This window comes from Yersinia similis (assembly GCF_001053095.1).
Taxonomy (GTDB): domain Bacteria; phylum Pseudomonadota; class Gammaproteobacteria; order Enterobacterales; family Enterobacteriaceae; genus Yersinia; species Yersinia similis.
Window position 1 is genome coordinate 68,038 of sequence record NZ_CGBP01000019.1, and the last position, 23,783, is coordinate 91,820.

Sequence of the window (23,783 nt, forward strand, 5' to 3'; positions counted from 1 at the left end):
TATAGTTACTTCCGCTGGCAGAAGTGGTCAACTAGCTGACCAATAAGCTCACGTGTTGGTTCGATAAAGGCCATATCAATAAATTCATCTGGCTGATGTGCCTGATTAATCGAACCTGGCCCCAGCACCAATGTCGGACAGACTTGCTGAATAAAAGGGGCTTCGGTGCAATAGTTCACCACCGCAGTGCGCTCACCGAGCAGTTTCTCGATCACGCCGACCATATGATGGTCTGTTGGGCACTCATAGCCAGGGATCGGAGGGTGCAATTCATCAATGTTCAGGCGGCCCGGCCAGCGTTGACTCACGGGTTCCAGCGCTTCGGTCATTAACTCATTCAAATCACTTAATGTCAGGCCTGGCAACGGCCGGATATCCATATGTAATTCACAACACGCACAGATACGGTTTGCTGCATCACCGCCATTAATATGACCAAAATTCATGGTGGGATAAGGAATGGTAAATGCCGGATTGTGATAGCGCTCTTGCAGCGTGGTACGCAGCGCCATCAATTGCGTAATAGATTCATGCATCAGATCAATGGCATTAACACCCCGGGCCGGATCACTGGAGTGCCCAGACTGGCCAGTAATGCGGATGGCGTTGGAAATATGGCCTTTGTGCGCCCGTACGGGTTGCAGTGAGGTTGGCTCGCCGATAATCGCGAAGTCAGGGCGTAATTGGGTATTCGCGGCAAAATAACGCGCACCTGCCATGGTGGTCTCTTCATCGGCAGTTGCCAAAATATAGAGCGGTTTGGTCAACTTGCTGGCATCAATATCGCGCACCGCATCCAGAATAAAAGCAAAAAAGCCTTTCATATCTGCGGTACCCAAGCCATAGAGTTTATGGTCATGCTCGGTCAAGGTGAAGGGATCGCGGGTCCAGCGCCCTTCATCGTAAGGGACAGTATCGGTATGACCCGCCAGCAATAACCCGCCATGACCTTCCCCGTTTTCATTTTCGCCAATGCTGGCTAACAGGTTAAATTTGTGGCGAGTATCAGGCACCGGCTGGATCTCGACGCGAAAACCCAGGTCTGCAAACCATCCGGCTAACAAATTGATTAATGCCTCATTACTTTGGTCGAGGGCACTATCAGCGGCGCTGATCGAAGGCGTTGCAATTAACGCCCGGTACAGCTCAATAAATGGAGGTAATTTCATCTTCACTGTTGACAGCCTTTGGTTAGGATAGTATCAATATTCATGCAGTAATTATGAATAAAAATACAGTAAGCTTGAGCGAAAGGGAACCTAAACTGACCCTTAAATTCACGGAAATGTCAACGCTCAATCATGTGGGGGAACAGTAAACCTTGCTGAGAACCCGAATACCAGTTTTGACTATTTATGTTTTTATATGCATAGGCTTTTATTGACATAAATAAAAATACTCAGAAGGTGAACTGAACCCATGTTAAATACGTTGATTGTTGGTGCCAGTGGCTATGCCGGCGCGGAGCTTACGGCTTACCTTAATCGTCACCCACATATGAACATAACCGGTTTAGCGGTTTCAGCGCAAAGTACAGATGCAGGAAAATTACTTTCCGATCTGCATCCGCAGTTAAAAGGCATCCTTGATCTCCCGTTACAGCCCTTGGTAGATGTGCCTCTGGCGGCTAAAGGTATTGATGTGGTTTTCCTCGCTACCGCTCATGAGGTCAGCCATGATTTGGCACCACAATTTTTAGCCGCTGGCTGTGTGGTATTTGATCTTTCCGGTGCATTCCGTGTGCGTGATGCGGCGTTTTACAGCCAATATTACGGTTTTGAACACCAGCATACCGATTGGCTCGATAAGGCGGTTTATGGCCTGGCAGAATGGCAATCAGAAGACATTAAGCAAGCTCAATTGATTGCTGTCCCTGGTTGTTATCCAACCGCATCACAACTGGCGCTTAAACCGTTGGTTGATGGGCAATTACTGAATGACGCTCAGTGGCCGGTCATCAATGCTGTCAGTGGTGTCAGCGGTGCAGGGCGTAAAGCCAGCATGGGCAACAGCTTCTGTGAAGTTAGCTTGCAGCCGTATGGCCTGTTTACCCACCGTCACCAGCCAGAAATTGTCGCCCATCTTGGCACCCCCGTCATTTTTACACCGCATTTGGGGAATTTTGCCCGTGGGATCTTAGCGACGATTACCTGCCGTCTAAAAGCGGGGGTCACGGCGCAAAACATCGCCGATACCTATCATCATGCTTATCAGAATAAGCCACTGGTACGGTTGTATCAACAAGGTGTCCCGGCGCTGAAAGCCGTGGTCGGCCTGCCTTTCTGTGATATTGGTTTCTCGGTACAAGGCGAGCATTTAATTATTGTTGCCACCGAAGATAACCTGCTGAAAGGTGCTGCGGCTCAGGCCGTACAATGTATGAATATCCGTTTTGGCTTCCCGGAAACGCAGTCCCTGTTGTAGCGTTCGGTTGCAAGCAATAGATTGTAATAAACAGATTGTGAGCCATAAATTGTGAGCAACAGAACCGGCAGATACGCATATTTTATCTGATTATATTTTATCCGATTATATTGAGGCAAAAGCATGATGAACCCGTTGGTCATTAAATTAGGTGGCGTATTGCTGGACAGCGAAGAAGCGCTGGAACGTCTGTTTACTGCATTGGTGACCTATCGTGAGAAACATGAGCGCCCGCTTGTGATTATGCACGGTGGTGGCTGTCTGGTGGACGAATTAATGAAAAGACTCGCCTTGCCAGTAGTGAAGAAGAACGGCCTGCGCGTCACCCCCGCTGATCAGATTGATATTATTACTGGTGCACTGGCGGGTACCGCGAACAAAACGCTATTGGCTTGGGCGGTGAAACATCAGATCAATGCTGTTGGCTTGTGCCTGGGCGATGGTAATACCGTGGCGGTTACCCCGCTAGATGCTGAATTGGGCCACGTGGGTAAAGCGCAACCGGGTTCTGCGGCTCTGGTACAAACTTTGTTGGCAGCCGATTATATGCCAATCATTAGCTCAATCGGTATTACTGTTGAAGGGCAATTGATGAATGTAAATGCCGATCAAGCGGCAACGGCATTAGCGGCAACGCTCGGTGCTGATTTAATCTTATTGTCCGATGTCAGTGGCATTCTGGATGGTAAAGGGCAGCGGATTGCTGAAATGACAGCACAAAAAGCAGAGCAATTAATTGCTCAGGGCATCATCACCGATGGTATGGTCGTCAAAGTGAATGCGGCACTGGATGCCGCGCGTTCATTAGGCCGCCCGGTTGATATTGCCAGTTGGCGTCATTCCGAGCAGCTACCCGCGCTGTTCAACGGTGTACCGATTGGTACGCGTATCTTAGCTTAATGCTTTTTACCGTATATTATAAATTTCTATTCAGAACTTAGGGAATCAAGATTATGGCATTGTGGGGCGGACGGTTTAGTCAGGCAGCAGATCAGCGTTTTAAGCAATTCAATGATTCACTGCGGTTTGATTACCGGCTGGCAGAGCAGGATATTATCGGTTCTGTTGCCTGGTCGAAAGCGCTGGTCACCGTTGGTGTATTGAGCGCTGATGAACAACAACAACTTGAACAGGCGCTGTCAGTTTTACTGGAAGAGGTGCAGGCCAACCCACAAGCTATTTTGGCCAGTGATGCTGAAGATATCCACAGTTGGGTCGAAACCAAACTGATCGATAAAGTGGGTGATTTAGGCAAGAAATTGCACACTGGGCGCAGCCGTAATGATCAGGTGGCGACTGATCTGAAATTGTGGTGTAAGTTCCAGATAACCGAATTACAGACTGCCGTACAACAACTGCAACAGGCGTTGGTCATGACCGCTGAAGCCAATCAGGATGCGGTCATGCCTGGTTATACTCACTTACAGCGTGCTCAACCCGTGACGTTTGCACATTGGTGTTTGGCCTATGTAGAAATGCTGTCACGTGATGAAAGCCGTTTACAAGATACCCTGAAACGTCTGGATGTTAGCCCATTAGGTTGCGGTGCATTGGCCGGTACGGCGTATGCTATCGATCGTGAACAACTGGCGAGCTGGTTGGGCTTTGCTTCTGCTACTCGTAACAGTCTGGATAGCGTTTCTGACCGTGACCATGTGCTGGAGCTATTATCTGATGCCAGCATCGGTATGGTGCATTTGTCCCGTTTTGCTGAAGATTTAATTTTCTTCAACAGTGGCGAAGCGGCTTTTGTCGATTTATCGGATCGCGTGACATCGGGTTCCTCCCTAATGCCACAGAAGAAAAATCCAGATGCGCTGGAGCTCATCCGTGGTAAATGTGGCCGTGTGCAAGGCGCATTAACCGGGATGATGATGACGCTCAAAGGCCTGCCTTTGGCTTATAACAAAGATATGCAGGAAGACAAAGAAGGGCTGTTTGATGCACTGGATACTTGGCTTGACTGTCTGCACATGGCGGCATTGGTACTGGATGGGATTCAAGTAAAACGCTCGCGTTGTAAAGAAGCGGCTGAACAGGGCTATGCTAACGCGACTGAACTGGCTGATTATTTGGTCGCTAAAGGCATACCGTTCCGTGAAGCGCACCATATTGTAGGTGAAGCGGTAGTGGAGGCAATTCGTCAGGGCAAAGCTCTGGAGGCTTTAGCGCTGAGTGATTTGCAGCAGTTCAGTACCGCAATTGGTGATGACGTGTACCCGATTCTGGCATTGCAGTCTTGCTTAGATAAGCGGGTAGCCAAAGGCGGAGTTTCGCCGCAGCAGGTCGCATTGGCTATTACTGAGGCTAAAGCTCGGCTGTTTTAATTTGCTGGGTTTTAATCTTGAGAACGGAGCGGGCAGCTAATTGTAGCTGCCCGTTTTGCATTAACAGCTATTACTCTTAACAGCTATTGCCCTTAAAAACGGCTGCCCTTAATAACCTTATCCTCATTATCTCTATTTTTCTCATCGCAGCTTTTTCGCCTTTACTTTTCTTAAAATTTCAATATTTTCAATCTTATGATCTTTTAAACTTAATAGACTGTTGAGTTTACACTCACCAATGATTATGATAATCATTATCAATAATGATGTTGTGATGAGGTTCCTGTAAAAATTAAAAATTTAAATATATTTAATGAAAAGTAAATGACCTTTTTATTAGTAATGAAAAATCGTTAACGTATCGTCTAATAAAGAAACAAAATTATCGTGGAATGAATTTAAATTAAGTTATTTATTAACTAAAAACGTAACACACCTCTATACAAAAAATGACTGTTTATTGTTTCCCTGTTTCTTTTACCTGTCGATATTAGTGATGTTTGTCGGGCATGATTAATACATTGCTTTGTTAATAATTAACAGTCGTATTGCTTTTATATTGTTAAGGATAAAGTTTAATAAATGGATAATATAATTAGAGATAAAAAAACAATAATTTCAGTGAATAAAATCACAACTTGCATATTATTTGCACTGGTAACACAAGGCTATTCAGGGCAGCTAGTGGCAAATACAGCGGTAATCTCCACTAATAATAATGATATGGCGCTGGATAAATTAAACGTCGAAGGTAAGGAGAATACCCATGACAGCGATTGGGTATATGATGAGCCTCGCTCAGTCAGTGAAATTACGCGGGAACAACTTGATAACCGGCCTGCTCGCCATGCGGCAGATATTTTAGAACAAACCCCTGGTGTCTATTCCAGCGTTAGCCAACAAGACCCTGGGCTTTCAATAAATATTCGCGGCATACAAGATTATGGCCGCGTGAATATGAATATTGATGGTATGCGTCAGAACTTTATGAAAAGCGGCCATGGTCAGCGCAATGGCTCGATATATATTGACCCGGAAATTTTAAATAATGTGGTGATTGAACGGGGTATTTTCAATGGTATTGGTGGCTCGGGAGCCATTGGCGGCATCGCTACCTTTAATACCATCAATGCCAGTGATTTTCTGGCTCCTGGGAAAGAGTTTGGTGGGCATATCCGGGCGATGACCGGGGATAACGGCACCCGCTTTATTGGCAGCGGTGCGTTGGCGCTGGGCAACCCAAATGGCGATATATTACTTGCTGTTAGTGAACGTAACCTGAAGGATTATTGGCCGGGGAATAAAGGTGTTTTGGCCGGGTTGCGTCTCTATAGCCCTACCAGAAACGTCGGCGATGACTTAAAGAATACCAAGACATTGTTTACAGGCTATAAAATGCGTTCGCAGCTCGCTAAAGTCGGTTGGAATTTTGAGGCTGGCCAGCGTTTGGAGTTCAGCTATTTACAAACACAAATCGCCAGCCCCAATGCCAGTATGCTGTCAGAAGTTCTGGCATTGTCGCCATCAGGGAAAGAGATAACAAAGATTGGCTGGAGGAACACAAGTTTTACTAATGTGGAAAACCGTAATATTGCGTTAGATTACCGCCTGAATCCTGAGCATATTAGTTGGCTGGATGCAACGGCAAAGATCTATTACGTTGATACCAATGATGAAACTGATAATGCTAATTCCCTTTTCAAGGAATATTTCTGGACTCAAACACGCCTGAAAACCCGTGGCTTACAATTGCAAAACACCAATACCTTTACCCCATCGGATGCACATCAAATACGGTTGAAATATGGTTTGGAATGGTTTAGCGATAAATCTGAGGGGTACTCAACACGCAAACTTATTGAAGGGACAACCCCCCCCGGCAAGCGCGCTATCACCAGTACCTTTGCCCAACTTAACTACGAATATGATGATTGGCTGCGGTTGGAAGGAGGGCTGCGTTATGATCAATTCCGTTTGAAAGGCAATACCTGGCTCCGGACCCGCTCTTTCCTGCAGCCCTATACTTTTGAAAACCCCTGTGACCGAAGGATACATGAGCAGTCTGAAAAGCCTAGATCGCGGTGTTCACCTATGAGAGGCGCAACAATGACATGGGATGTTGACCGCCGTGAACAGCAACTCTCGCCAACGTTGGCGATGGGGGTCAAGCCTGGCCTCGAATGGCTGGAGTTTTTTGGCAGCTACGGTAAATCCTGGCGGCCACCGGCAATGACAGAAGTGTTAGCAACCGGCACCGCCCACGGCTACAGTTGGGTCTTACCTAATCCTTTTGTGGCCGCCGAACGTGCCAGAACGTGGGAGGCGGGTTTTAATATTCAGCAGTCCAATTTATTTATCGAAGACGATCACTTTGCCGCGAAGGTCGCTTATTTTGATACCCGTATTGCCAACTATATTAACCTTGAATTAGGTAAGGCCAAACCCAAGTTTGGGGGGGATTCTTTTACTGATGTAGCCTATGTCAATAATTTACTCAAAACCCGTTTCCGCGGCTTAGAATATCAATTAAGTTATGATGCAGGAAAATTTTATACCAATATTAATTACACCAGAATGATTGGTGTAAATAATGTTTGTTCACCATATGCTTGGTTAGGCGGCTTACAGTCAGTAAAATATAAGTACGCTGGAAAGGTAGAACAAATTTATGCCGTTGAAAATAAGGTGGCCAATAATTATGTAACCTGTATGAATGCCAATGTGTTATTTGGCTCATCGGCTTATTTGCCGGGTGATCGCGGCAGTTTAACTTTGGGTAGTAGAATATTTGATAGAAAGCTAGATTTTGGTACTGTTATCCGTTATAACAAAGGGTATCAGGACCGTTCAGCGCAAGATGAAAATGGTAATCCACTGACGGCTTATGTTGCCGATTGGCCGAAATATATCGTATATGATCTTTATGCCAGTTATAAGGTAACGAATGATTTAATATTGCGTAGTTCAATAGAAAATATAACTAACCGTGCATATTTAGTTAATTATGGCGATACGCTTTCATTTGCCCCTAGCCGCGGTAGGACTATTCAGGGTGGTTTTGAATATAAATTCTAAAGTCTTTAGGTTAATATACTCTAAATAATTCGAGTTGCAGAAAGGCAGCAAGTGAATAAATTCCGCATCATTGACGGTAGTCAATGATGCGGGTGAGAGAACACAGCTAACACACATGCAGCTTGAAGTATAAAGAGAATAATATATTTCACCTATAGAACCGCATGGCTTAATAATAAGCCATGTTCACCGTAACAATTATTAATTAAAAGGACATTATCATGAGTACAACTATTCAATATAACAGTAATTATGCCGATTACAGCATTTCCTCTTATCTTCGGGAATGGGCAGAGAGCTTTGGTGATATTGATCAAGCTACAACGAAAGATCGCGGGAGTTTCTCTGGTTCTTCAACCTTATTTAGCGGTACTCAATATGCGATTGGTAGCTCGCATAGTAATCCAGAGGGAATGATTGCTGAGGGTGATTTGAAATACTCCTTTATGCCTCAGCATACTTTCCATGGGCAAATAGACACCCTGCAGTTTGGTAAGATTTTAGCTACTAATGCGGGTGGCCCTAGTGCAGGTAAACATCTTGAAAAAATTGATATAACCTTTAACGAACTGGGTCTTAGCGGTGAATTTGATTCTGGCAAATCAATGACAGAAAACCACCAAGGCGATATGCATAAATCCGTACGTGGTTTGATGAAAGGTAACCCAGATCCAATGCTGGAAGTGATGAAAGCCAAAGGCTTTGATGTTGATACTGCCTTTAAAGACCTGTCTATTGCCAGCCAATATCCTGACAGTGGTTATATGTCTGATGCGCCAATGGTGGATACCGTTGGTGTAGTGGATTGCTACGATATGCTGCTAGCCGCTTAGGGAAAACAGCCAGAAAATAACTTTCTGGCTGAGTGATTGATGCCACCGCTAGGGCTTACTGGCCGGTTTGCTGTAGCGGTGGTGTAGATTGTAGTTGTCCTAAGAAATCAAAGTCAATAACGCTACCTCTTACGGCAACAGCCCTCTCTTGTGGAAATGGACGCCATGGAATCTTGCAAAACGCCCGGAGCTTCATCGGTACCGCCGACAATTCTGTCTGTTCTGGCGGGTAATAAAAAAATCCTCTGGGGCATCGGGCTATTTACTGCCGTAATAAACTTGCTGATGTTGGCACCGGCCATTTATATGCTGCAAGTGTATGATCGCGTCCTCGCCTCAGCGAATACCATGACATTATTGATGCTCACTGTTCTGGTGTTGGGCGTATTTGTTTTTATTGGTTTATTAGAATGGGTTCGCAGTGCAGTAGTGATTCGCTTGGGGACTCAGATTGATATGCAACTCAATCAGCCGGTCTTTAACGCGGCCTTTGTCGCCAATCTTAAGGGCCATAACAAGCCAGCCGCGCAAGCGCTAAATGACCTGACAGTGTTACGCCAGTTTGCCACCGGTAATGCGTTATTTGCCTTTTTTGATGCACCTTGGTTCCCGCTTTATTTGCTGGTAATTTTTTTGCTTCATCCGTGGCTGGGGATGCTGGCCGCCGCAGGCGCAGGTATATTGGTTTTTCTCGCCTGGCTCAATCAGTGGATCTGTAAAAAACCATTACACGATGCCTCAATTATCACCTCACAAGCGACACAACAAGCCAATGCTAATTTACGCAATGCGGATGCCATTGAAGCGATGGGGATGCTAAAAGCATTACGTGAACGCTGGTTAATACAGCACGCGCATTTTCTCTACCAACAAAATCTTGCCAGCGATAAAAGTAGCCGGGTGACGGCGGTCGCTAAATCAAGCCGCCAGGCATTGCAATCGATGATGTTAGGCTTGGGAGCGTTACTGGTGATTTATAATGAAATCACGGCTGGCGTGATGATTGCCGGGTCAATTTTAATCGGGCGGGTGCTGGGGCCTATCGATCAACTTATTGCGGTCTGGAAACAATGGAGCCACGCCCGGCTGGCTTATCAACGTCTCTCCCAGTTACTGGCGCAGCACCCATCATCACCAACCGGCATGGTTTTGCCTGCCCCACAGGGGAAACTAAACGTTACGCAACTTATGGCCTGCAAGCCGGGCACGCACATTCCAGTATTACATTCCATCAGTTTTGAACTGCAACCCGGTGATGTGTTAGGTATTTTGGGGCCATCAGGCAGTGGTAAATCCACGCTGGCAAAACTCTTGGTCGCCAGCCAGCCCACATTCAGCGGAACAGTGCGTTTAGATAGCGCAGACCTTTCTCGCTGGGATAAAACGCAGTTAGGGGAATTCATCGGTTACCTGCCACAAAATATTCAGCTATTCCGTGGCACTGTTGCTGAAAATATTGCACGTTTTGGCGCTATTGATACCGCAAAAGTGGTCGCAGCTGCACAGTTGGCAGATGTACACGATTTAATTCTGCATTTATCGCAAGGGTATGACACCCCGTTAGGTGACGACGGCGAGGGGTTATCCGGTGGTCAACGCCAACGTATCGCCTTAGCTCGGGCAATGTACGGAATACCTCGGCTTATCGTATTAGATGAACCCAATGCCAGTTTGGATAAAGAAGGGGAGCAAGCCTTATTAGCCAGCATTATCCAGCTAAAGCAACAAGGCTGCACCATCGTGATGATCACCCATAAACCAGAGTTGTTATCTGGCAGTGACTATTTGCTGTTTTTAAAAAATGGGCAAATGGATCTATTTGATCGTACTCAGGCGGTATTACAGAACGTTCAGGGTAAGGATAAGCCTGCAGTACAATCTGAAGCGAAAATACTGAATAGCCGAAACGGTTGGAGCAATGGTGTGTCATATGGCATTGGGCCAGCTCGTACTGCATCATCACAGAAGCCATGATCACAAAAAACCTCATCACAAAAACTGTGACCATAAAAACCAGGGATGGAGATATCACCGATGTTACCTGAATCAGCCTGTTATTCGGTTGCGAATGCCAATCGCCAACCACTACTCCAGATAAACAGTGGGCGCTATCTCAATATCGGTGGGGGGCTGGTTTTTATCGGCTTCATCGGCTTTTTACTTTGGGCGGGGTTAGCGCCGTTAGATAAAGGCGTTGCCGTGACCGGGCTGCTTGTAGTGGCAGAAAACCGCAAAGTGATCCAGCCGCTGCAAGGGGGGCGTATTCAGCAACTGCATGTCACTGAAGGCGACGAAATAGCTTCTGGGCAATTATTGATCACTCTGGATGACACGGCGATACGCAGCCAGCGGGATAATTTACAGCATCAGTATCTAAGCGCCCTTGCTCAGGAAGCACGTTTAACTGCTGAGCAAAACGATCTGGATGTGATCACTTTCCCGCAGGCGCTGCTTGAGCACACAACACAACCAGCGGTTGAGCGTAATATTATTTTGCAGCAACAACTTTTACATCACCGCCGGCAGGCGCACTTGAGTGAAATCTCCCGGTTAACGACACAGCTCACTCGCCATCAGGATCGGCTAGATGGGTTGCAAGCTATGCGGAGCAATCATCAGCGTCAATCCAATTTATTCCAGCAACAATTAGATGGTGTGCAGTTATTGGCGAAGGACGGTCATATTGCCAAAAATAAATTGTTAGAGATGGAAAGCCAGTCAACCTCGCTCCGAGCACGTGTAGAACAAGGTACCAGCGATATTGCAGAGGCACATAAACTTATCAATGAAACAGAACAACATGTTTTACAACGGCGCGAACAATATCAAAGTGAGAATAGCGAGCAATTAGCCAAGGCACAGCAAAATACCCAAGAGCTGGCCCAACGTTTAAATATCGCAGAATATGAATTGAGTAATACCCGTATTTTTTCGCCAGTCAGTGGTTCCGTTATCGCGTTGGCTCAACACACTGTGGGTGGCGTAGTGAGTTCAGGGCAGGCATTAATGGAAATTGTCCCCAGTGGGCAGCCGTTATTTGTTGAAGCTCAGTTGCCAGTAGAGCTAATTGATAAGGTTACGGTCGGACTACCTGTAGATCTCAATTTTTCTGCTTTTAATCAAAGTAATACCCCCCGGCTACAAGGCTCTGTATGGCGCATCGGAGCCGATCGTATACAACCGCCACCTACTTCACCGCCTTATTACCCTTTAACCGTCGCTATTGATATTGACCCGACGGAACTGGCAATCCGTCCAGGTATGGCCGTTGATGTTTTTATACGTACCGGCGAAAGGTCATTACTCAGCTATTTATTTAAGCCATTCACTGATCGTCTGCACTTCGCGTTAGCCGAGGAATAAAATATCTTGGCTAAGCGATTGGAAGTAACACATTAAAAATAAAGGAATATAATGATTTATTATCATGAATAGATTACAGCAGAGCAGTGACAAACTTATATTTTGGCTAGTTGGGGCCTTATTAGCGTGTGGTATCCATATTTATGTACTTTGGTGGCTGAGTGCAGCATCTATACCAGCAATACCCACCAGCTACCCCACCGCAATAATGATGGAGCTTTCAGCCGAACCGGAGTTTATGCAAAACTTGCCACAAAACTCAGTGGTGGGCATAACGCAGAATATTATCGAGCCTGCGGTTGAGCAACGGGTTAACCAGCCGGATGACATTGTCGATTTACCTACGCTGCCTGAACAACCACAGGGGCAACGGGAGATTACGAGAAAAGAGCCAATAAAGGTCAAACGGCCACCTGAAAATAGAGCGACATCGCGTAAACCGGTTAATAAAGAAACACAAGAAACACAAGAAAGTGACAGTAAACAGTCCTCACCAGCTGCTGCAGCCAGCGCAATGCTTTCAGGGACGAGCCAACGAGTTGCCGCAGCGGTAAACAGTGACTCATCCCACCGTCAGCAAGCTCAAGTGAGTTGGAAAAGTCGTTTACAGGGGCATTTAATGGGGTTTAAGCGTTACCCATCCAGTGCCAGAAAACAGCAACAGCAAGGGACCGCCATGGTTCGATTTGTAGTCGATAAAAATGGTTATGTGTCATCGGTGCAACTGAGTAACAGTAGTGGTACATCCACTTTAGATCGCGAGGCGTTAGCGATTATCAAGCGTGCTCAGCCATTACCAAAACCGCCTGCTGAGTTGTTATCGCAGGGGCAGATAACATTATCTCTGCCCGTTGATTTTAATCTAAAAAGGAAATAATACGGGCAATCGCAGTGGATAACATAACTGATTAGAGCGGTCATTATCCGATTCGAATTGAGCCAATGCAGTAATAGCTTTTTGACCTGATTAACGGTTTGACTTGAGTAAATTTGTAGTAGCAGAGCGCAAAATAAGGGATGAGAACGGGGGGATTAAAAACCGGGCGTCGTGTCCGGTTTGAACAGCCTGAAGCCTTATTCGCCGGGGCAGCGTAGGCAGCGCTCAGCTTCATCAGCACCCAGCTTTAACTTAGATTGCAAATCACGCAATGCTGTACGCAGGCCTTCTTCAATGACTGGATGATAGAAGGGCATATCGAGCATCTGGTCGATGGTCATTTGTTGCTGATGCGCCCATGCCAGCAAGTGTGCGATATGCTCTGCACCTGGCCCCATCATCTCTGCCCCCAAGAAGCGGCCAGTACCCTGTTCGCCATAAATGCGTAAAATGCCTTTGTTTTTTAGCATCACCCGCGAGCGACCTTGATTCTCAAAGGAGACTTCGCCAATCTCAAAGCAGCCGCAAGCGCTGAATTTTTGCGCTAGCTCACGGAAGGTTGCGCCCACCATGGCGATTTGTGGGTCAGAGAACACGACTGAAATTGGGCTACGGCGTAAACCGGGTACAACCTCAGGGAATCCCCCCGCATTTACACCGGCAATACGAGCCTGATCGCTGGCTTCATGCAGTAATGGCAACTGATTGCTGGCATCACCTGCAATAAAAATATGCGGCACGTTGGTTTGCATCGTCAGGCGGTCTGCCTGCGGCACTCCGCCTTCATCTAGAATGAGTGACGTATTCTCCAGCCCCAGTTTATCTACATTAGGGCGGCGGCCCGTGGCGGCTAATACGTAGTCCACCATAATCTCTTGTGGCCTACCGCCTTTATCCAGATAACGGATAAAGACTTTATTTCCCTCACGTTGCATCAGCTCAACTTTTACATTGGGATCAAGGTAGAACTCATCACCCAAAGTTTTTGCTGCGTAGTCACGCACGATACTGTCGGTCAGCGGGCCGACGGCACCACCAACACCAAACATTTTTACCTGGACACCTAACCGGTGCAGTGCCTGACCAAGTTCCAAGCCAATAACGCCTGGGCCAAAAACTGCCACAGATTCTGGCAGATCGTCCCAATTAAAGACGTCATCGTTAATAATCAATCGGTCACCTAGCTCATTCCAAGAGGCGGGCCAGCCTGGGCGGGAACCTGTCGCAATCACGATCCGCTGCGCAATGATTTTTTGTGAAGTAAACTGCGTGTGATCATCAACTTGCAGGGTGTTATCATCAATAAAACGGGCATAACCTTGAATTTTATCGGCCGCAGGAATGGTTTCTACGCTTTCCAATACGAAGCTCACAAAACGGTCACGTTCACGCTTAACGCGGTCCATGACTTCACGGCCATTAATCAGGGGCTTACCTTGTGGGTGAATACCAAACCCAGGCGCTTTTTCTATCTGGTGGACGGCTTCAGCCGCGGCAATCAATAGTTTGGATGGCATGCAACCGACGCGTGCGCAGGTGGTACCATATTCACCACCTTCAATCATCACTACGTTGGGGGTCAACAATTTGGCCGCGCGATAAGCGCCCAGTCCGGCCGTTCCGCCGCCAATAACAGCGACATCAACGTTTAAGGTTTTCATGTCTACTCCCCTAACAGAAAAAAAAGGTAGGCCGGAGCCTACTACAGACTGCTGACAAACCCCGATGATTCACTCTTGAACGGTGAGGATAGGCAGAAGAGTAAAGAGTCCGCGCCAAGGATGGCGCGGCTCGAGCCCCCAGGGAAGGCTATTTTTATACAGGGAAGCCGGCGTCTTTACGATCTGCCTGTTCTCTCCGTCGCGGGCACTTTGTCAATAACCTCGGTAGGCCGGAGCCTACCAAGTTACTTCATATTGCTTTCATTTTTATTAATATACTTATTAATCAATATGATTAGGCTGACAGGTACTTTTCCAGATCGTCGCTGCCACCAATATGGCGACCCCCGATAAAGACCTGTGGTACCGTGGAGCGGCCACTTACGGCACGTAAGCTGACAGTTGTTGCATCGTTACCCAATACAATTTCTTCATACTGAAGGCCATGATCTTGCAGCATTTGTTTCGCTTTGGCACAGAATGGGCAGCCCGGTTTGGTAAAGACAGCCACGGATTCCTGCACTTTAAAATCAGGCGCCAGATATTTCAGCATGGTGTCGGCATCAGATACTTCAAATGGGTCGCCCGGTTTGTTTGGCTCGACAAACATTTTTTCGACCACGCCATTACGCACCAGCATGGAGTAACGCCATGAACGTGGACCGAAGCCTAGATCCGCTTTCTCAACCAACATATTCATCCCTTTGGTAAACTCGCCGTTACCATCTGGAACAAAAGTAATATTTTCAGCGTGTTGATCTGATTTCCAAGCGTTCATCACGAAGGTATCATTGACTGACACACACAGAATGCTATCAACACCATGTTGTTTAAATACACCCGCTAATTCGTTATAACGTGGCAGGTGACTGGAAGAACAGGTTGGGGTAAAGGCACCCGGTAGTGAAAACACAATCACGGTTTTATTACTGAATAAATCGTCGGTTGTTACGTCAATCCACTGGTCGCCTTGACGGGTATGGAAAGTTACCTGTGGGATTTTTTTACCTTCTTGGCTAGTAAACATCTGTAACTCCTTAATTAAAAATAGAAAATTTAAATTTTTCTGGGTATCTCTTCGTTGGGTCATATTATTAATTTTATCTCTTGATAGTTCTAATCACTGATTGCTATCTTATCTATCGTCAGTAGCTATCATAAGGTGGGGCATAGATGAATATTCGTGATCTAGAGTACTTAGTGGCGTTGGCTGAATTTAGGCATTTCCGGCGTGCCGCCGACTCCTGTCATGTTAGCCAACCCACATTAAGCGGTCAGATTCGTAAACTGGAAGATGAGCTGGGTATCATGTTGTTGGAGCGAACTAGCCGTAAGGTGCTGTTTACACAAGCTGGTTTACTATTGGTGGAGCAGGCCAAGACGGTATTACGGGAAGTGAAAGTATTGAAAGAGATGGCCAGTTTACAGGGTGAAAGTATGTCTGGGCCGTTGCATATTGGGCTTATTCCTACCGTTGGGCCTTATCTGTTACCACAAATTATTCCTATGCTGCATAAAAAATTCCCCAAATTGGAAATGTATCTGCATGAAGCCCAGACCCAAAATCTCTTAGCCCAGTTGGATAGTGGTAAATTGGATTGTGCCATTTTAGCTCTGGTCAAAGAGACCGAAGCTTTTATCGAAATTCCGTTGTTTGACGAACCGATGAACCTAGCCATTTATGCCGATCATCCGTGGGCGAACCGCGAAAGAGTGGAGATGCATGAATTGGCGGGAGAGAAGTTATTGATGCTGGAAGATGGTCATTGCTTACGTGATCAGGCGATGGGTTTTTGCTTCCAGGCTGGAGCGGACGAAGATACTCACTTCCGGGCGACTAGCTTGGAAACCTTGCGTAACATGGTCGCGGCGGGTAGTGGTATTACGCTGTTGCCAGCACTGGCTGTGCCGAATGAGAGACAACGCGATGGTGTATGTTATCTGGAGTGCTATAAACCTGTACCTAAACGCACCATTGCGTTGGTGTATCGCCCCGGTTCTCCATTGCGTGGCCGCTATGAACAACTTGCCGAGGCAATACGTGAGCACATGCAAGAGCGCATGGCTCCATCATTAGAACAGGCGATTTAAACCATTGAGCGCTGCCACACGGTAGGCTTCTGCCATGGTTGGGTAGTTGAAGGTAGTATTAACGAAATACTCGAGCGTATTGCCTTCACCTTTCTGTTCCATTATAGCTTGTCCGATGTGGATAATTTCAGCGGCACGTTCGCCAAAGCAATGAATACCCAGAATTTGCTTCGTTTCCCGATGGAACAGGATTTTCAAACTACCGGTATCCATTCCAACGATTTGCGCCCGCGCCAGATGTTTAAATTGCGCTCGGCCCACTTCGTAGGGTACTTTCATCGCCGTCAGTTCCTGTTCGGTTTTTCCGACAGAACTGATTTCAGGAATGGTGTAAATGCCCGTCGGGATATCTTCAATCAGGTGAACGTTGGCTTCGCCCTTGATCATCGCTTGTGCAGCAATACGCCCCTGATCATAAGCCGCAGACGCCAGACTTGGGTAACCAATCACATCACCGACAGCATAGACATGAGACAGCGCAGTCTGGTACATGCTGTTCACTTTCAGCAAGCCACGGCTATCGGCTTCCAGGCCAATATTTTCCAAGCCTAAACCGCTGGTATTACCTGTTCGTCCATTGGCATACAACAAGCAGTCCGCTTTGACCTTTTTGCCTGATTTCAAATGGACAATCACGCCGTCCGTTGTCCCTTCAATCTGCTCAAATTCTTCGTTATGGCGGATAACCACGCCGTTATTCCAGAAGTGATAAGAGAGCGCATCTGACATTTCCTGATCAAGAAAAGCCAGTAGGCGGTCGCGGGTATTGATCAAATCGACTTTGACACTCAACCCACGGAAGATAGACGCATATTCGCAACCAATCACCCCTGCACCATAAATAATAACGTGCTGTGGTTCATGGCTGAGCTGCAAAATAGTATCACTGTCATAAATGCGTTCATGGTTAAAATCAACATTTACTGGGCGATAAGGGCGCGAGCCAGTTGCAATGACAATGTTATCGGCCTGCAAGGTATCACTGGTACCGTCGGCGTAACGTACATTAACTGTGTTGGCATCAATGAAACTGGCATCACCAGAGAACATGTGGCAATGGTTGCGATCGTAAAAGCCTTGCCGCATACGGGTTTGCTGATTAATAACACGATCTGCATGGTTTAAAATATCAGCGAAAGAGGATTTTATGGTTCTGGCATTGTCGCTGTAGAGGGGATTTTGGTTGAACTCGATAATACGGCTAACGGCGTGGCGCAAGGCTTTAGAGGGAATGGTGCCCCAATGGGTACATCCGCCACCCACATTATTATACCGTTCAATCACGGCAACGCGTGCCCCTTGCTTGACCAGCCCCATCGCGGCACCTTCACCGCCAGGGCCCGAGCCAATCACAATGGCATCAAAATGGAAGTGCTGTTGCATGTAGGAGAGACCTGTTTTTATACAAAATTACAACGATACATTAACATCATCTTAGGCAGAACCCAATCAACGATAGGGGAATCACCATAATGTGTGTTGTAAAGTCGCAGTTCAGTATTGAGAAGATACGTTTGTATAACGGTTGTTACCGCAAAGTTTGGTATATTGCTGACTATATGTCTTAGATTGAGAAATTGGATATCCCTTGGGTACGATTATGGGCGTCAGAGCACAACAAAAAGAGCGGACTCGTCGTTCCCTTATCGAAGCGGCGTTCAGTCAACTGAGTGCTGAGCGGAGCTTTGCCAGCTTGAGCTTACGGGAAGTCTCCCGTGAAGCGGGTATCGCACCAACTTCTTTTTACCGGCATTTCCGTGATGTCGACGAGCTCGGGCTAACCATGGTCGATGAAAGCGGCCTGATGTTACGCCAATTAATGCGTCAGGCACGGCAACGGATTGCCAAGGGCGGCAGCGTTATCCGTACATCGGTGTCCACCTTTATGGAGTTTATTGGCAACAACCCTAATGCGTTTCGTTTGCTGCTCAGGGAACGTTCCGGGACTTCCGCCGCTTTTCGTGCTGCGGTTGCGCGTGAAATTCAGCACTTTATTGCTGAACTGGCAGATTACCTCGAGTTAGAAAATCACATGCCACGTAGCTTCACTGAGGCTCAAGCTGAGGCCATGGTCACAATTGTCTTCAGTGCAGGTGCAGAAGTACTGGACGTGGATATTGAACAGCGGCGACAGTTAGAAGAACGCTTGGTCTTACAGTTACGGATGATCTCCAAAGGTGCTTACTATTGGTATCGCCGCGAACAAGAAAAGCTTGCTGCGTCCCGTGTAGAATAAGGTAAAGAAAATATGGAACAATCTTCTCGCCGTGAAACCGGCACCCTACTACTGGCATTAATTACTGGCCTGGCGATAAATGGTGTATGTACTGCGTTATTCAGTGCGCTGGTGCCTTTTTCGGTTTTTCCGCTATTGACGCTCATACTGGCGGTGTATTGCCTACATCAGCGTTATCTCAATTTTGCTATGCCGCAAGGGATACCGGTGCTGGCTTCAGCATGTTTCCTGCTTGGGATCTTGTTGTACAGCGCGATTGTGCGGGTGGAATACCCCGCAATTGGGTCTAACTTCGTTCCTGCGGTGCTCAGTGTGGTGTTGGTGTTCTGGATCTTATTTAAATTAAGAACACGTAAATCGATACAAAAACATACAGATGCGGATATTGATATCAATAATTCGGATCAACCGCAGCAATAGCCCACGGGTGTTCAGCCTTATCAACTTGTTTTATAGGGTGGTGATCGAAGGGGGTTATTGCACCTAGATACCATCTTGCCAACGAGGGGCAACATGTCGTCGCCCTTTCGTTTGTCTGCGGTATGAGGTGTGAATTATTCGTCAGTTACGTTTTTCCAGCAGTACCCCACATTCCATATGGTGGGTATAAGGGAATTGATCGAACAGTGCTAGTCGGCTAATTTTATGTGTGTGCTGTAATTGTTCCAAATTGGCGCACAGCGTCTCTGGATTACAGGAGATATAAAGAATACACGGGTAAGCCTGTACCAGCTTAACCGTCTCGTTATCCAGCCCACTGCGTGGCGGGTCGACAAAGATGGTATCGCAATTATAACTGCCCAAATCAATACCCTTCAGGCGGTTAAACTCACGAACGCCCTGCATCGCCTGAGTAAACTCTTCCGCTGACATCCGGATAATTTGCACGTTATCGATATTATTTGCTGCGATATTGTATTGAGCCGCTGCGACGGAAGGTTTGGCAATTTCTGTTGCCAGCACCCGTTCAAAATTTCGCGCCAGTGCTAATGAGAAATTACCGTTACCACAATACAACTCCAGTAAATTGCCAGTGGCACCTTGGGTAACATCAAGCGCCCATTCCAACATGTGAATATTCACCGTCGCATTAGGTTGGGTAAAACTATTTTCAACCTGCCGATAGATCATCTCGCGTCCGGCGACTGGCAAGACCTCATCGATATAATCGTGATCCAGCATGATTTTAGTTTTAGCGGCTCGACCAATTAGCTGTAGATCAAAACCTTGTGCACGTAACTGATCTCGCAGTTCCAGCGCTTTTTGCTGCCACTCTTCATCTAATTGGCGGTGATACAGCAACGAGGCGATCAGCTTACCGCTGAGGGTAGATAAATAATCTATTTGGAACAGTTTGCGCCGTAATAGCGGCTCCGCCCTGATGGCGGTCATCAGAGCATCCATTAAGCGATTGATTAACCGACTGGCCACCGGGAATTGTTCAACCCGGATACGTTGCTTGGTCTGTTGGTCAAACATGATGTGGTACAAGTCATCTTCATCATGCCAAACGCGAAACTCGGCTCTCATACGGTAATGGTCTGCCGGAGAACGAAATATTTCTGGCTTGGGTGCCTGAAATGGCAACATCATCGCCTTAAGACGGGCAGACTTTTCTGCCAGTTGGTGGTCGTAGCTTTCAATCGGCAGGATGTTGGGAGTCATGTTTTTCTCGTTGGGTCAGTATAAAAGGGGGATGATCCTTGCGGATTGTAGGGAAAGTTGCCCTGATGTCCAGTTTTGTCGCGTTTATTCTGGCTTAGGTTAATGGAAGTCTAGACATCTATTTTACTTGATCGTAGCATTGTGGTCCGGCCTCATGCTGTTATTTAAACACCTAAGAGTTAAAAGGGAATCCGGTGTAAATCCGGAGCTGACGCGCAGCGGTAAGGGGAAGTCACGGCGATAGGTTTCTAACAGACACTGTCCGTAAGGATGGGAAGTCATCGCCTGCTCTATTTCGTGCCATTTATTTATCACAGTGTTTTTACTGTCATAACCATGGCCTGATATCAGAGATCCTAAGCCCGAAGACCTGCCGGTATTACGTCGCAATATTCGTGGCCGTCGCGTACTACCGGCTATGGCACTGCGGCATCCGCCAATTGAGTTTGGATGCTTTTTCATGACAATTAAAAAATATACGCTGCTCACAGCCCTTTCTGTGACGGCATTTTCTGGCTGGGTGCAGGGTAATAACACCACGTATAGTAATGATGAAATGGTTGTAACAGCCAACCGTTTTCCACAACCGAAAAGCAGTGTATTAGCGCCTGTCGATGTAGTTACTCGTGCTGATATTGATCGCTGGCAGGCAAAAAGCATTAATGATGTTCTGCGCCGCCTTCCAGGTGTCGATATTGCTCAGGATGGCGGTATGGGCCAGCGCAGTTCTTTATTTATTCGGGGTACTAATTCTAGCCATGTCTTGGTTCTGATCGATGGCGTCCGCCTCAATCAGGCGGGAATTACCGGTGCATCAGATCTCAGTCAAATCCCTATTTCATTGGTACAGCGCATCGAATACATTCGTGGTCCACGTTCAGCTGTGTATGGTTCTGATGCTATTGGGGGGGTGATTAATATCCTGACTGGGCGGGATAAACCAGGAACCACACTTTCTGCTGGGTTGGGTTCAAACGGTTATCAAACCTATGATGGTTCCACTCAACAGAAACTGGGTGAAGACACGACGGTGACATTGGCGGGGAATTACACTTATAGCAAAGGGTATGATGTGGTTGCTGGTATGCCGGGAGCCGGTGGGCCACGTCAGCCTGACCGGGATGGTTTCATGGGGAAAATGCTGTGGGCGGGCTTAGAACATCAGTTTAACGAGCAGTTTAATGGCTTTGCCCGAGTATATGGTTTCGATAACCGCAGTGATTACGACGGGTATACCAACTATAGCAATCCATTGGCGTTAATCGATACCCGTAAACTCTCCAGCCGTACCTATGACATGGGACTACGCTACAAGAATGGCATCTATGCTTCCCAATTTATTGCCAGTTATAACCGAACTAAAGATTATAATTACAGCCCACTTTTCGGCCAGCATGATATTACGGCCTCGTTAGATGAAGCTGAGCAATATAACTTGCAATGGGGTAACACCTTCCAGTTAACGAATGGCATGATCAGTGCGGGTGCGGATTGGCAAGAGCAAAGAACCGAACGTAAAAGCAGTAACCAGAATACTACGGCCGATTTTACGCAGCACAACACGGGCATCTATTTGACAGGCCAACAGCAAATCAGCGACGTTACATTAGAGGGGGCCGTACGCAGTGACGATAACTCGCAGTTTGGGTGGCACTCCACTTGGCAGACCAGCGCCGGTTGGGAATTTATTGCTGGCTACCGCTTGATTGGTTCTTACGGCACAGCCTATAAGGCACCTAATCTGATGCAGCTTTATAGCGCTTACGGTGGTAATGCCAATCTGAAACCGGAAGAAAGTAAGCAATGGGAAGGTGGCGTCGAAGGATTAACGGGGCCGGTGACTTGGCGTCTATCTGCTTATCGTAACGATATTGATCAGCTTATAGATTACACCAATCTGACCAACGGTTATTTCAATATCAATAAGGCCACGATTAAAGGTGTTGAATGGACTGGTTCGTTTGAGACTGGGCCGTTATCACATCAAGTGACGCTGGAATATCTGGACCCACGTAATGCAGATACCCACGAAATTCTGGCGCGCCGAGCTAAACAACAAGTTAAATATCAGTTGGATTGGCAGATGGCTGATTTGGATTGGTCTGTTACCTACCAATATCTTGGTCAGCGTTATGACAAAGACTACAGCGCTTATCCAGAAGAAACGGTTGAACTCGGTGGTGTGAGCCTTTGGGATCTCGCTGTTTCGTATCCGGTCACATCTCATCTCACGGTTCGTGGTAGAATCGCCAACCTGTTTGATAAAGATTATGAGATGGTTTATGGCTACCAAACCCCAGGACGCGAATACTACTTCACGGGAAGCTATAACTTCTAAGGCTGACTCTCCTCCTCGCCCGACAGCACTGATTTTTGATTCGGGTGTTGGCGGGCTGTCTGTCTATCAAGAGATTCGGCAACTGTTACCGGATCTCCACTATATATATGCTTTTGATAACGTCGCTTTCCCTTATGGGGAAAAGTCCGGCGAATTTATTGTCGAGCGTGTGCTGGAAATTGTGAGCGCTGTACAGCAGCGCCATCCTTTGGCCATTGTTGTCATCGCGTGTAACACGGCTAGCACTGTCTCTCTGCCTGCGTTACGTGAACGCTTCGCCTTCCCTGTTGTCGGCGTGGTCCCAGCGATTAAACCGGCAGTAAGGTTAACACGTAATAGCGTTGTGGGTTTACTTGCCACTCGTGCAACCGTTCACGCTTCTTATACCTTGGATTTAATTGCGCGTTTTGCCACTGATTGCAAAATAGAGTTGCTGGGTTCATCTGAGCTGGTGGAAGTAGCAGAAACCAAGTTGCACGGTGGGGTTGTACCGCTCGAGGTATTAAAGAAAATTCTCCACCCATGGTTAAGCATGCGTGAGCCGCCGGATACTATAGTATTGGGTTGCACCCATTTTCCTCTATTAACAGAAGAGTTAGCGCAAATACTACCGGAAGGCACCCGTATGGTCGATTCAGGAGCCGCAATTGCTCGCCGAACGGCTTGGCTGATCTCTTCTCAAGAGAATGTTGTTTCTTCTCAAGATGAAAACATCGCTTACTGCATGGCTTTAGACGAGGATACTGACGCTTTATTACCCGTTTTACAGAGCTATGGTTTCCCGAAGCTGCAAAAACTACCAATTTAAGCGCAATTCGTCTAAAGATTCAGCGGTTGAAAAGTTTTTTGAAATTAGGGGTTGCAGGCTGTCAGGAACTCCCTATAATGCGCCT

The 23,783-nt window shown here is 46.9% G+C and carries 18 protein-coding genes and 1 riboswitch; of the genes, 13 read left to right on the forward strand and 5 right to left on the reverse strand.

What is annotated here, in order from left to right; translation table 11 throughout:
* Positions 1-5 precede the first annotated feature (5 nt).
* Positions 6-1,169 (reverse strand): acetylornithine deacetylase, encoded by a 1,164-nt coding sequence (gene argE / locus AC971_RS14390; RefSeq protein WP_038402092.1) that lies wholly within the window; start codon positions 1,167-1,169, stop codon positions 6-8.
* 250 nt (positions 1,170-1,419) lie between these two features.
* On the opposite strand from argE, the gene argC reads away from it, so the two are divergent.
* The 8 genes from argC (at position 1,420) to AC971_RS14430 (ending at position 12,899) form a co-directional block, all read left to right on the forward strand.
* Entirely contained in the window at positions 1,420-2,424 is a 1,005-nt protein-coding gene (gene argC / locus AC971_RS14395) for an N-acetyl-gamma-glutamyl-phosphate reductase (RefSeq protein WP_025382082.1), read from the forward strand.
* Between the two features lie 123 nt (positions 2,425-2,547).
* Complete coding sequence (gene argB, locus AC971_RS14400) at positions 2,548-3,324, forward strand: acetylglutamate kinase (RefSeq protein WP_025382083.1); 777 nt, start codon at positions 2,548-2,550, stop codon at positions 3,322-3,324.
* A 53-nt stretch (positions 3,325-3,377) separates the two neighbouring features.
* Entirely contained in the window at positions 3,378-4,751 is a 1,374-nt protein-coding gene (gene argH / locus AC971_RS14405; RefSeq protein WP_025382084.1) for an argininosuccinate lyase, read from the forward strand.
* Between the two features lie 582 nt (positions 4,752-5,333).
* Positions 5,334-7,826 (forward strand): TonB-dependent hemoglobin/transferrin/lactoferrin family receptor, encoded by a 2,493-nt coding sequence (locus AC971_RS14410; RefSeq protein ID WP_025382085.1) that lies wholly within the window; start codon positions 5,334-5,336, stop codon positions 7,824-7,826.
* Positions 7,827-8,047: 221 nt separating this feature from the next.
* On the forward strand, positions 8,048-8,659 hold the full coding sequence (locus AC971_RS14415; protein WP_025382086.1) for a heme acquisition protein HasA: 612 nt from the start codon (positions 8,048-8,050) through the stop codon (positions 8,657-8,659).
* Between the two features lie 165 nt (positions 8,660-8,824).
* Complete coding sequence (locus AC971_RS14420; RefSeq protein WP_025382087.1) at positions 8,825-10,633, forward strand: type I secretion system permease/ATPase; 1,809 nt, start codon at positions 8,825-8,827, stop codon at positions 10,631-10,633.
* 60 nt (positions 10,634-10,693) lie between these two features.
* Positions 10,694-12,022 (forward strand): HlyD family type I secretion periplasmic adaptor subunit, encoded by a 1,329-nt coding sequence (locus AC971_RS14425; protein ID WP_025382088.1) that lies wholly within the window; start codon positions 10,694-10,696, stop codon positions 12,020-12,022.
* 64 nt (positions 12,023-12,086) lie between these two features.
* Positions 12,087-12,899 (forward strand): energy transducer TonB family protein, encoded by an 813-nt coding sequence (locus AC971_RS14430; RefSeq protein ID WP_025382089.1) that lies wholly within the window; start codon positions 12,087-12,089, stop codon positions 12,897-12,899.
* 197 nt (positions 12,900-13,096) lie between these two features.
* Here the strand turns inward: AC971_RS14430 and AC971_RS14435 are convergent, their stop codons facing one another.
* Together AC971_RS14435 and AC971_RS14440 are read right to left on the reverse strand one after the other, a co-directional pair.
* On the reverse strand, positions 13,097-14,560 hold the full coding sequence (locus tag AC971_RS14435) for a dihydrolipoyl dehydrogenase (protein WP_025382090.1): 1,464 nt from the start codon (positions 14,558-14,560) through the stop codon (positions 13,097-13,099).
* A 295-nt stretch (positions 14,561-14,855) separates the two neighbouring features.
* The gene (locus tag AC971_RS14440; protein WP_025382091.1) at positions 14,856-15,587 is read right to left on the reverse strand and encodes a glutathione peroxidase; all 732 of its coding nucleotides are present in this window, start codon (positions 15,585-15,587) and stop codon (positions 14,856-14,858) included.
* A 146-nt stretch (positions 15,588-15,733) separates the two neighbouring features.
* Here AC971_RS14440 and oxyR point away from each other — a divergent pair, with 146 nt between their 5' ends.
* Positions 15,734-16,651 carry a DNA-binding transcriptional regulator OxyR gene (gene oxyR / locus AC971_RS14445; protein WP_025382092.1) on the forward strand — a complete coding sequence of 306 codons (918 nt, stop codon included), beginning with the start codon at positions 15,734-15,736 and terminating at the stop codon, positions 16,649-16,651.
* Here the strand turns inward: oxyR and sthA are convergent.
* A complete protein-coding gene (gene sthA, locus AC971_RS14450) occupies positions 16,634-18,034 on the reverse strand; it encodes a Si-specific NAD(P)(+) transhydrogenase (protein WP_002209477.1) in 1,401 nt (466 codons plus the stop codon). The genes oxyR and sthA overlap by 18 nt on opposite strands.
* Positions 18,035-18,251: 217 nt before the next feature.
* On the opposite strand from sthA, the gene fabR reads away from it, so the two are divergent.
* Complete coding sequence (fabR, locus tag AC971_RS14455; protein WP_002209476.1) at positions 18,252-18,887, forward strand: HTH-type transcriptional repressor FabR; 636 nt, start codon at positions 18,252-18,254, stop codon at positions 18,885-18,887.
* A gap of 12 nt (positions 18,888-18,899) precedes the next feature.
* Positions 18,900-19,307: a YijD family membrane protein gene (locus AC971_RS14460; RefSeq protein ID WP_025382093.1), complete on the forward strand. Its 408-nt coding sequence runs from the start codon at positions 18,900-18,902 to the stop codon at positions 19,305-19,307.
* A gap of 141 nt (positions 19,308-19,448) precedes the next feature.
* Here the strand turns inward: AC971_RS14460 and trmA are convergent, their stop codons facing one another.
* On the reverse strand, positions 19,449-20,552 hold the full coding sequence (trmA, locus tag AC971_RS14465; protein WP_025382094.1) for a tRNA (uridine(54)-C5)-methyltransferase TrmA: 1,104 nt from the start codon (positions 20,550-20,552) through the stop codon (positions 19,449-19,451).
* A 130-nt stretch (positions 20,553-20,682) separates the two neighbouring features.
* Positions 20,683-20,944: riboswitch (cobalamin riboswitch) on the forward strand.
* Positions 20,945-21,012: 68 nt separating this feature from the next.
* Here trmA and btuB point away from each other — a divergent pair.
* The gene (gene btuB, locus AC971_RS14470) at positions 21,013-22,890 is read left to right on the forward strand and encodes a TonB-dependent vitamin B12 receptor BtuB (RefSeq protein WP_025382095.1); all 1,878 of its coding nucleotides are present in this window, start codon (positions 21,013-21,015) and stop codon (positions 22,888-22,890) included.
* On the forward strand, positions 22,835-23,698 hold the full coding sequence (murI, locus tag AC971_RS14475) for a glutamate racemase (RefSeq protein ID WP_025382096.1): 864 nt from the start codon (positions 22,835-22,837) through the stop codon (positions 23,696-23,698). Before btuB ends, murI begins: the two co-directional genes overlap by 56 nt.
* The last annotated feature ends 85 nt before the right edge of the window (positions 23,699-23,783 follow it).

Excerpts from the sequence above, each read along its gene's own strand:
- AC971_RS14415 (WP_025382086.1), top strand. The coding sequence starts at position 8,048 with ATGAGTACAACTATTCAATATAACAGTAATTATGCCGATTACAGCATT.
- murI (WP_025382096.1), top strand. The coding sequence starts at position 22,835 with ATGGCTACCAAACCCCAGGACGCGAATACTACTTCACGGGAAGCTATA.
- AC971_RS14440 (WP_025382091.1), bottom strand. The coding sequence starts at position 15,587 with ATGTTTACTAGCCAAGAAGGTAAAAAAATCCCACAGGTAACTTTCCAT.
- AC971_RS14430 (WP_025382089.1), top strand. The coding sequence starts at position 12,087 with ATGAATAGATTACAGCAGAGCAGTGACAAACTTATATTTTGGCTAGTT.
- AC971_RS14410 (WP_025382085.1), top strand. The coding sequence starts at position 5,334 with ATGGATAATATAATTAGAGATAAAAAAACAATAATTTCAGTGAATAAA.
- argC (WP_025382082.1), top strand. The coding sequence starts at position 1,420 with ATGTTAAATACGTTGATTGTTGGTGCCAGTGGCTATGCCGGCGCGGAG.
- sthA (WP_002209477.1), bottom strand. The coding sequence starts at position 18,034 with ATGCAACAGCACTTCCATTTTGATGCCATTGTGATTGGCTCGGGCCCT.
- trmA (WP_025382094.1), bottom strand. The coding sequence starts at position 20,552 with ATGACTCCCAACATCCTGCCGATTGAAAGCTACGACCACCAACTGGCA.
- argE (WP_038402092.1), bottom strand. The coding sequence starts at position 1,169 with ATGAAATTACCTCCATTTATTGAGCTGTACCGGGCGTTAATTGCAACG.
- AC971_RS14435 (WP_025382090.1), bottom strand. The coding sequence starts at position 14,560 with ATGAAAACCTTAAACGTTGATGTCGCTGTTATTGGCGGCGGAACGGCC.
- argB (WP_025382083.1), top strand. The coding sequence starts at position 2,548 with ATGATGAACCCGTTGGTCATTAAATTAGGTGGCGTATTGCTGGACAGC.
- argH (WP_025382084.1), top strand. The coding sequence starts at position 3,378 with ATGGCATTGTGGGGCGGACGGTTTAGTCAGGCAGCAGATCAGCGTTTT.
- oxyR (WP_025382092.1), top strand. The coding sequence starts at position 15,734 with ATGAATATTCGTGATCTAGAGTACTTAGTGGCGTTGGCTGAATTTAGG.
- btuB (WP_025382095.1), top strand. The coding sequence starts at position 21,013 with ATGACAATTAAAAAATATACGCTGCTCACAGCCCTTTCTGTGACGGCA.
- AC971_RS14425 (WP_025382088.1), top strand. The coding sequence starts at position 10,694 with ATGTTACCTGAATCAGCCTGTTATTCGGTTGCGAATGCCAATCGCCAA.
- AC971_RS14420 (WP_025382087.1), top strand. The coding sequence starts at position 8,825 with ATGGAATCTTGCAAAACGCCCGGAGCTTCATCGGTACCGCCGACAATT.
- AC971_RS14460 (WP_025382093.1), top strand. The coding sequence starts at position 18,900 with ATGGAACAATCTTCTCGCCGTGAAACCGGCACCCTACTACTGGCATTA.
- fabR (WP_002209476.1), top strand. The coding sequence starts at position 18,252 with ATGGGCGTCAGAGCACAACAAAAAGAGCGGACTCGTCGTTCCCTTATC.